Here is an 8920-nt window from a genome sequence, read left to right as displayed (position 1 = left end):
TGGACTACACTTAACGGCTGGCTTTTGCAGCTCGCGCCGATGTCGCCTGCAAACACGGTGTGCTTGCTGACGGGGCAGCGAAAGCGCGCGGTTGGCTAAGCGTGCCTCGGTTGCCATGACTTTTCCCCGTCCGCAATCGCGGCGGAAGCCGCTCCCTCCCACAACTTCCGAAGCGTTTTCCCTATTCCAAGCGCCGAATTTGGATTGACATGTTCAGAGGCGCTTGCCGGAGCGACTTGCGCCGCCCCAATGCTATCAAGGTTTCTACAGCGCGCCCGTCCGCTATCAAATACCGGCGGCCGGACTGGACGCAATCAACCGGCGTTTTCCTCGGCGGCCTTGGCGAGTTTCTTCAGCACGCTTTTGCCTATCTTGGCCACGAAGTCTTCCGGATTGTCGTATTGCTGTTGTTGCACGAAGTCGACGATGGATTTGACCAGTTTCTTGGTGTCGGCGATTTCCTGGTGAGAACGGCCGCAGCCTTGGCAATGGCTGCCGTCGCTGGTGCATTGGTCGATACAGGGGCGGTATTTCATGGACTTTCCTTTTTACAAGTAATGAAGGTTGGTGAAGCGAATGCCGGGATTGGGACCCTGGTTTAGCGTGCTTTGGATCGCCACGGAAGCGGTTTTCGAACTTGGATTCTCTATTAAATATACGCATGGCCCGATGGTTTACATCCTAGCGCGCATCAGTCTCCGGCACATGCAACGTGACCGGCCAACTGACGATGTGAGCCAAGCCGCCTTGAATTTGCAAATGGGCGAGTATCGCGGTCACTCGCGCGGGGCTGTCGTAAAACTCGACCACCAACGGCAGGTCCAGCGCCAGATCGGCCAGCGCGGCGGTGCGGATTTCCCGGTCGGCGCCGAAGCCGGCGATGCCGCGTAGCACCGTGACGCCGCGCACGCGTTCGTCGCGTAAGGTATCCAACAGCCGGGCCAGCAGATGCTCGCCCTCGCGCAGATAAATCCGCGCCAACGTTACGGTTTCCATTGCCATAGCCAATTCCCCAAGCGCGAACCCAACCAGACCATTGCGACGCCGAGCATCGCATTGACCACAAACAAACTCAACAGGCCGTGAAACTCCAGGCGGATCTGCTGCAGGCCGAAGGCCAGTCTGAGCGTGGAGGCCACCGTCAACAAGCCCAGCAACACAATGTAAATCGCGGCCCGCCATTCGGCCGGGTAGCCGCCGCGCTGCAGCAGCCATTCGGTGGCGGTGGCGGTCAGCAAGGCCAATAACAGTGCCAGTGCCATTTCGCCGTAGCGCAGGCCGTGGCCCAGCCAGGGATATAGCGCGTCGGCGAACAGCGTGCGGCCCCAGATCAGCCCCACCCAGCAGGCCGCCAGGCACAGTACCGTGCTCAGTAAAATATTTAAGAATGCCTTCAATAGACTGCCGGCTTCGAACAAATACAGGGTTTCGATGGCGAAGGTCGAGAAGGTGGTGTAGGCGCCCAAAAAACCGACCAAAATCGCGGCCCGCCATTCGACCGCCAGCGCAAAACGCTGCAGCATCAATTCGGTGAGAAATCCCATCAAAAACGAGCCGGACACGTTGATGAACAGCGTGCCGTGCGGAAAGCCGCGCCCGAGCAGCCCGTAGATCGCGTTTGCCAGCCAGAAGCGGCTGACCGCGCCAATCGAACCGCCCAGGGCAATGGCCAGGATTTGTTGCATCGCCGCGGTCCGTCAGCTCGCTTCGTCGTTGCCGGCTGGCGGCAAGACCCGGTCCACGTACAGGGTCGCGGCGATCACCGCCGTCTGGCCGATGACCAGATTGACGATAGGCAGCGTCAGGCCCAGGCCGGTCAGCGCGCCGAAACTCAGCATGCTCCAGCGCCGTTCCCGCATGAACTGCTTCTGCGCGTTGAAGGTCTGGCCGCGCATCTCCAGCGGGTAGGCGATGAATTCCATCGCGATGCCCCAGGCCGCGAAGGCCGCCCACAGGAAGGGCGCGATCAGATTGACGACCGGAATCAAGAACAACAGCAGCAACGGCAGCACCCGCAGCAACAGATAGCCGATGCGCTTCAGTTCGCCGAAAAATACCTTGTCCCAACCGGCCTCGACCGTCACTGGCGGCGTGCCGCGCAGCAACGTAACGGTTTTGGCGGCCAGACGGCCGTAGTAGGGCGCGGCGATTAAATTGGCGACCAGCGTGAACGTGAAAAAACCGATCAGCAAGAAACTGATGAAAAACAGCGGCCACAATACCCAGCTTAGCCAGGACAGCCAATCCGGAATCAATTGGTGAATGAGGGCCGATACCGAATGGTAGCCGAGGATGAAGGCGCCGGTGTACAACACCATGTTAATGAACAGCGGTATCAACAAATAGGGGCGCAGTTCAGCGCGCGCCATCCAACGCAGGCCTTCCAGCAGGCAGCCGACCGCCATTAGCGGGCCGTTACCGTTGCGCGCCGCGTTCATGGCGCCAAGCTCCGGACCCCGTGCCGGCCGGGATCGACCACCACGCCGCGTTCGGTGACGATGGCAGTGATCAAATCGGCCGGGGTCACGTCGAACACCGGATTCCAGGCGCCGACCAGCGAGTCGCCGCTCAAGTAGCAATCGGCCAGCAATTCGTTGGGATTGCGTTCTTCGATTTCGATGGCGTCGCCGCTGGCCAGACTCAGGTCCAGCGTGGAGGAGGGCGCGGCCACCATCAACTTGACGCCGTGGCGCTTGGCCAGCACCGCCAGCGAATAGGTGCCGATTTTATTGGCGACGTCGCCGTTGGCGGTGATGCGGTCGGCGCCGACGATAATCCAGTCGATTTTTCCCGACTTCATCAACCAAGCCGCCGCCGAATCGGCGATCAGCGTGGCCGGAATGCCGTCCTGAGCCAGTTCCCAAACCGTCAAGCGGGCGCCTTGCAGCCAGGGGCGGGTTTCGTCGGCGTAGACGTCTTTTAACTGGCCGCGCTGGTGCAGGCTGCGGATCACGCCTAGCGCGGTGCCGTAACCGCCGGTGGCCAGCGCGCCGGCGTTGCAGTGGGTCAGTACCGAGCAGGCCGCGCCGATTAAATCGGCGCCGCGTTCGCCCATCGCATAATTGGCGGCGATATCGTCGGCATGGATGGATTCGGCTTTGGCGGTGAGCGCCGCGAGCGGATCGGCGGGCGCGGCGGCGAGCACTTCGCGCATTTGCGCCAGCGCCCAAAACAGATTGACGGCGGTGGGGCGCGATGCGGCCAGCAGCTCGATGTCGCCGGCGACTTTATCTTGCCAGGCCGGGTCGGGGTAGTGAAATTGGGCCGACAGCACCACGCCGTAGGCGGCGGCGATGCCGATGGCCGGCGCTCCGCGCACCCGCATCGATACGATGGCTTCGGCCACGCCGACGGCATCGCGGTATTCGTCGTAACGGATATGGGCCGGCAAGGCTCGTTGATCCAAGACGTTCAGGCTGGCGCCGGTCCATTGCAGGGCTTGTACCGATAATTGAGAACTCATGCTCTAGTTGTAAGTGGTCGGAAATTGGCTGGCTCGGTGTGGTTGTCTCGCGGTTAACGTTTTCGTAGCCGTGTGTAGCAGCTTCGAAAATGGGCGATCTTACCTGGCCGTTTAAGCTATTTTAAGCCGATTCCGGCCGGCTTCGATAGGTCGGCGTCCAGGGTTTGGTTGGGTGACTGGCCTGCTTTATCCGCTTTCGCTGTCCAGGCCGGGATATTGCGCCATTAAACCGCGCAAATAGAACAAGGCCTGCGGCAGGTCGTATTTTTCGACCAATGGGTCCAAGGTTTGGATCGCTTCGGCCGCGACGACCTGGGCCAGCGCCGGCTTGAGGTCGCGCCAAGCGTCGGCGGCTTTCAGATTGCCGCCGGCCAGCAATGTCGTCAGTTCGCGGAGCCGTTCACGCAACGCGTCGAGCGAAATCGGCGCTGCCGAGGCCGGCGGCTCGTCGTCGCGGGTGCCCGGCGCGGCGGCGGGAATCCAGCGCCGCAGCACATCGAACAACAGGTCCGGATCGAAGGGTTTGGCCAGAAAATCGTTCATGCCGACATCGCGGCAGGCTTGGCGGTCTTCCTCGAAGGCGTTGGCGGTCATCGCCACGATCGGCAGCGAGCGGCCGTGCTCGGTCTCCCGGATCAGGCGCGTGGCTTGCAGGCCGTCCATGACCGGCATTTGCATGTCCATCAAAATCAGATCGTAGCGGTGTTGCTCGACCATCTCCAGTGCCTGTTGGCCGTGCTCGGCCACCTCGACGCGCAAGCCGACGCTTTCCAGCAAGGCCTTGGCGACTTCCTGATTGATGTCGTTGTCTTCAACCAGCAGAATCTCGGCCGAGCGACGGAAATCGGGCGCCGGCACTTGGGCGACCGGTGCAACCGGGTTTAGCTCGCGTTGCAGTGTAACGTCGAACCAAAAGGTGCTGCCCCGGCCCGGCTGGCTATCGACGCCGACTTGGCCGGCCATCATTCGCGCCAAATGGCGGCTGATCGCTAGGCCCAAGCCGCTGCCGCCGTAACGGCGAGTGGTTGAGGATTGACCTTGTTCGAAGGCGTTGAATACCCGCGCGCACTGTTCCGGCGTCATGCCGATGCCGCTGTCCTCGACCTCGAAACGTACCCAGCATTGGCGTTCGTCGATCGATTGCAGCCGGCTGCGCAGCACGATTCGGCCTTGCTCGGTGAATTTGACGGCATTACTGAGATAGTTGATCAAGATCTGGCAGATGCGTAGCGGATCGCCGAGCAGGATCAGCGTGTTTAGTGGCGGATCGGTTTCGTGGGTCAGGCTCAGGCGTTTGGCGGCGGCGCGCTCGCCGACGATGCTGCAGGCGTGATCGGCGATCGCGGCGATATTCAGCGAGGTTTTCTCCAAGGTCATGCGTTCCGCCTCGATTTTCGACAGATCGAGGATGTCGTTGATCAAACCCAGCAAGTGCTTGCCGGCCACGCTGATTTTTTCCAGCTTATCGCGTTGGCTGGGTTGCGTGATCTCCATCCGCAGCAAATGGGCCATGCCCAGAATCGCATTCATCGGAGTACGGATTTCGTGGCTCATATTGGCCAGAAACGCGCTTTTGGCGCGGTTGGCGGTTTCGGCCTCCTCGCGGGCAAGTTCCAGCTCGGCGGTGCGCGAACGCACCAAATCGGCCAGATGGTCGCGGTACTTGCGCAGCTCGGTTTCGGCCCGCTTGAGTTCGCCGATGTCGGTAATGACCACGACCCGACAGATGCGGTGGGCAAAGATGATGTCGTGGGAACTGACCACGACCGGCACCGCGCTGCCGTCCTTGCGCAGATGTTGCCATTCGCCGGTACTGGCGAACCCGTGCAGTTTGGCCTCCTGTTCGATGACCTTGGACTTTTGGGGGGCGTCGAACAAATCGGTCAGTAACAGGTTTTGCGCCTCGTCGCCGCCGTAACCGTATAGCGCGGTGAAGGCATCGTTGACCGCCACCAGGCTCAACGTGTCGCGTTCGTAAATCAGCATCGGCGCCGGGTTATGCTCGAACAGATTGCGGAACTGCGCTTCGATGGATTTGCGTTCGGTAATGTCCGACCAGATCAACGATAGCATCGGCCGATTTTCGATTTGAATCGCTTTGACGCTGACATGAACGTCGCGCAAACTGCCGTCCTGGCAACGGCTGACGGTGTCGAACTGCCGGGAATCCCGACCCTCCGCCGCATCGAGTTGTTCCAACATCGCCGGAGCGTCCGCTTGAATATCCGGCAGGCGCAGTTTGGCGAATTCAGCCCGGCCGTAGCCGAGGTTTTCGCGGGCGGCGTCGTTGAACTCGACGAAAGCCAGCGTCTCGGCGTCGATCAACATGATGGCATCCGAAGCTTGCGACACGATGGCCCGAAAAATTTTTTCGCGCTTGCGTGACTTTTCCTCGATCTGGCGGCGTTCTATCGTTGAAGCGAGCCGCTCCGCGATCGCATTCAGCAACTGTTGCTCTTCGTCCGACATCACCGGGGCGTTGGCCGGAGTTGGCGGATGGATCGCGTAGGCGACGGTGACTTCGCCGTCGCTTAGCGTTCCGACTCGGATCGGAGCGCTGATGCGCGCCGCCTCGGCCGGACATTCGCCGCTCCGGAAGGTTAGATCCCGCCAGCGTATCGTCGCGACCGCGAAACCGGGATAACGCCAACCGGCCGGCAGTTGCTCGACAACCGCTTGCAGCACTTCCGGCAGCGGCCGGTTCAAATTTTCGGTGGCGCGGAACACCGCGTGCAAGCAGGCCTGTTCTTGAATGCGCTGGTCCAAGGCGCGCTGCGCTTCGTAGAGCTGAGTGATGTCGCGGGCCATGCCCAGCACGCCGAGCAGTTTGCCGTCGGCGGTGGTGACCGGGGTTTTGATGGTTTCGTACAGTCCGGTATGGCTGGCGTCGGCCAGGGTCAGCCATTCTTGGTTGATCATCGGTTTGCCGGCGGCGACGGCTTTGAAATCGTGCTCCCGAAAGAAGTCGGCCAGTTCGCTATCGACGAAGTCGTAGTCGGTCTTGCCGACGATAGTGGCTTCATCGGCGCCGAACAGGGCTTCGAAACTGGCGTTGCAGAGCAGGTAGGTGCCGTTGGGGTCCTTAAGCCAGACTTTGTCCGGCATGGCTCTCAGCAGGGTGCGGAGTAATTCGCGGTGTTCGCCCAGAGCGTCGAGCACCCGTTGGCGTTCGGAAAAATAGCTGGCCAAGGCCATGCCGATCACCGACAGCACCGACATGAACAGCCAGTAATTGACTTCGGGCGGGCCGATTGGCCGGCGTTGGTAAATTTCCCATTGGTGTCCGTTCATGCCGACCATGGCCTGCATCGCGATGATCGCGAGAATCAGCGTGGTGGTTTTCGGCCCGACCCTGACCGCGGCCCAACTGACCAGCAAGTAGATCCACGGCGTTTTGGCGTATTCGCCCAAGTGGTCCTGAAACCAGTTCAAAAACACGATTTGGCCGGCTAGCGCGCTCAAGCCCAGAATCAAACACGCTTCCGCGAATTGTTTGAAGCGGCGAGGTATCCGTAAGCCATCCTGCCAAACCAGAATCAGCGGCGCGACCAGTATCGTGCCGAGCGTGTCGCCCAACCACCAGTGCAGCAGCGCGATCCGAAAACCCGTGATATCGACTACGCCGTTGATTAGCAGGCAACTGGCGCCGACCAGCGCCGATAGCGTGCAGGCCAGACCGCCGATGCCGATCAGCAACAAATAATCGGCGAGGCTGGGGATGCGGTGGTCGAAGCCGTCGACTCGCTTTAGCAGATAACAAGCCAGGCAAGCCCCGGCGACACTGCCGGCCGAGATTGCCGCCGCGATCGCCGGTGGTTGGCCTTGCCAAAGATTTAAACTCAGCGCGCCGAGTCCGAGCGCCCACAGGTAGCGGCGGCCGCCGAGCAGCAAGGTCGCCAACGCCAGCCCGCTGGGCAAAAACAGTACGCTGGCGACGCTGGCGGTTGCGAAATACAGCAAGGACAGCCTGCCGATGACGGCGTAAAGCCCGGCGATGCCGAAACCGATTAGCCAATCCGACGGTCGCGTCGCTTTCATCGCCGACTCACCGTAGCGCGGAGCGCATTGCAGCGCAACGCCGGATCATCGCGCACGACCGTGGATTTCCCGAATGGGTGAGCGCTGGAGAATCCGGTTGACGGCAGGATCGTGGGGAATGGCATTTGATTGGCGCTTCTCGATTGGCGGCTACTCGTCTCGGCCTTACGGCGGCGCGGTATAATCCACGGTTTTTAGCTCGGGAGTACCCATGCAGGTCGACCTTTTGATACAGGCCCGATGGATTATACCGGTGGAACCGGCCTCGGTAATTTACGATAACTATAGTCTAGCGATAGACGGCGGCAGAATTGTCGATTTGCTGCCCAGCGATCTTGCCTTGCAAAAATACCGTCCGCGCCAGCTGGAGGTTCGCGACCAGCATGCGCTGATTCCGGGTTTGATCAATTGTCACACTCACGCGGCGATGACTTTGCTGCGCGGCTTTGCCGACGATCTGCCGTTAATGGACTGGTTACAGAACCACATTTGGCCGGCGGAACAGCAATGGGCCAGCGAGGCCTTCGTGCGCGACGGCACCGATTTGGCAATCGCTGAAATGTTGCGGGGCGGTACGACCTGTTTCAACGATATGTATTTCTTTCCGGAAATCACCGCGCAACAAGCCTTGCAACACGGAATTCGCGCCAACATCGGCTTGATCGTGTTCGATTTTCCGACGCTTTGGGCCGAAAATGCCGACGCTTATCTGGCCAAGGGCTTGGCCTTGCACGAACAATTGCGCCACGAAAGTCTGCTCAGCCTGTCGTTCGCGCCGCACGCGCCGTATACCGTGTCCGACGCGCCGCTGAGCCGGGCGCTGACCTACGCCGACGAGATGAATCTAACGCTGCACATGCATGTGCACGAGACGGCTCACGAGGTTGAACAACAATTGGCCAACACCGGCCAGACCCCGTTACAACGCCTGCGCGACCTCGGCTTGCTGACATCCTCGTTCATCGCCGTGCACATGACCCAGTTGTCGGCCGAACAAATCACCGAATATGCCGAGACCGGCGCGCATATCGTCCATTGCCCGGAATCCAACTTGAAACTGGCCAGCGGATTCTGTCCGGTGGCGGACTGCTTGGCCGCCGGTATCAACGTGGCGTTGGGGACCGACGGTGCCGCCAGCAACAACGATCTGGATATGCTCGGCGAAATGCGTACCGCCGCGTTGTTGGCCAAGGGCGTTGCCGGCGACGCCAGCGCGGTGTCGGCGCAAGCGGTGCTGGAAATGGCGACGATCAACGGCGCCAGGGCGCTGGGCTTGGATGGCGAAATCGGTTCGCTGCTGCCCGGCAAGGCGGCCGACGTGGTGGCCATCGATCTTAGCGACCCGGAAACCCAGCCTTGTTTTCACCCGGTGGCTCAAATCGTCTACGCCGCCGGCCGCCATCAAGTCAGCGACACGTG

7 protein-coding genes are annotated in these 8920 nt (G+C 60.9%); 1 reads left to right on the top strand and 6 read right to left on the bottom strand.

The genetic code is table 11. The features are described from left to right. Window positions 1–314: 314 nt before the first annotated feature. The 6 genes from AC3B8H_RS14985 to AC3B8H_RS14960 all read right to left on the bottom strand — a co-directional run bounded on the left by AC3B8H_RS14985 (window position 315) and on the right by AC3B8H_RS14960 (window position 7501). Window positions 315–536, bottom strand: a complete 222-nt coding sequence (locus tag AC3B8H_RS14985) for a DUF1289 domain-containing protein (RefSeq protein WP_488442349.1) — start codon at window positions 534–536, stop codon at window positions 315–317. A 145-nt stretch (window positions 537–681) separates the two neighbouring features. Further along, window positions 682–1002 (bottom strand): DUF190 domain-containing protein, encoded by a 321-nt coding sequence (locus tag AC3B8H_RS14980; RefSeq protein WP_488442348.1) that lies wholly within the window; start codon window positions 1000–1002, stop codon window positions 682–684. After that, window positions 984–1685 (bottom strand): fluoride efflux transporter CrcB, encoded by a 702-nt coding sequence (crcB, locus tag AC3B8H_RS14975; RefSeq protein ID WP_488442347.1) that lies wholly within the window; start codon window positions 1683–1685, stop codon window positions 984–986. The genes AC3B8H_RS14980 and crcB overlap by 19 nt, the downstream gene beginning before the upstream one ends. Window positions 1686–1697: 12 nt before the next feature. Then, on the bottom strand, window positions 1698–2438 hold the full coding sequence (cysZ, locus tag AC3B8H_RS14970; protein WP_488442346.1) for a sulfate transporter CysZ: 741 nt from the start codon (window positions 2436–2438) through the stop codon (window positions 1698–1700). After that, window positions 2435–3463, bottom strand: a complete 1029-nt coding sequence (mtnA, locus tag AC3B8H_RS14965) for an S-methyl-5-thioribose-1-phosphate isomerase (protein WP_488442345.1) — start codon at window positions 3461–3463, stop codon at window positions 2435–2437. The genes cysZ and mtnA overlap by 4 nt, the downstream gene beginning before the upstream one ends. 186 nt (window positions 3464–3649) lie before the next feature. After that, the gene (locus tag AC3B8H_RS14960) at window positions 3650–7501 is read right to left on the bottom strand and encodes a PAS domain S-box protein (protein WP_488442344.1); all 3852 of its coding nucleotides are present in this window, start codon (window positions 7499–7501) and stop codon (window positions 3650–3652) included. A 211-nt stretch (window positions 7502–7712) separates the two neighbouring features. Here AC3B8H_RS14960 and AC3B8H_RS14955 point away from each other — a divergent pair. Beyond that, the coding region (locus AC3B8H_RS14955) for a TRZ/ATZ family hydrolase (protein WP_488442343.1) at window positions 7713–8920 on the top strand (1208 nt) is incomplete at its 3' end.

It is taken from the genome of Methylomonas sp. BG-2, assembly GCF_057766305.1.
Note: the sequence above shows the minus strand (reverse complement) of the source record. Positions and strands in the feature narration are given on the sequence as shown.